We start from the raw sequence: 445 nt of genomic DNA on the forward strand, positions 1-445 counted from the left end.
AGGTACTTACACCTTCCATGAGGAAGCAGCTCCAACTGGTTACCTCAAAGTAACGGACATCACTTTCCAAGTCAAACTTGACGGCACAGTGGAAGTGACAAATGTTGGTGAAAAAGACTCTAAAGGTGAAGAAAACAAAGTCGTAACCAACGGCTCAACTGTAACTGTAACCGATAAAGACGATGACCTACCACGTAAGATTACCTTCAGCAAGGTTAGCCTTGGTGGAACAGAAATCGCAGGTGCAGAGATTAAGATCTATAAAGGCGATAAGGCAGAAGGCACAGCCGTAGAAAGCTGGACTTCAGAAGCTGGTAAGTCTAAAGATCTCAACTTGGCTCCAGGTACTTACACCTTCCATGAGGAAGCAGCTCCAACTGGTTACCTCAAAGTAACGGACATCACTTTCCAAGTCAAACATGATGGCACAGTGGAAGTGACAAAC

1 protein-coding gene is annotated in these 445 nt (G+C 44.9%); it reads left to right on the plus strand.

What is annotated here, in order from left to right:
• Positions 1-445 (plus strand): prealbumin-like fold domain-containing protein (locus M1G01_RS01240; protein WP_247930959.1); only part of this gene is annotated, 445 nt, incomplete at both ends.

The organism is Streptococcus oralis, from assembly GCF_023110055.1.
GTDB lineage: Bacteria > Bacillota > Bacilli > Lactobacillales > Streptococcaceae > Streptococcus > Streptococcus oralis_BY.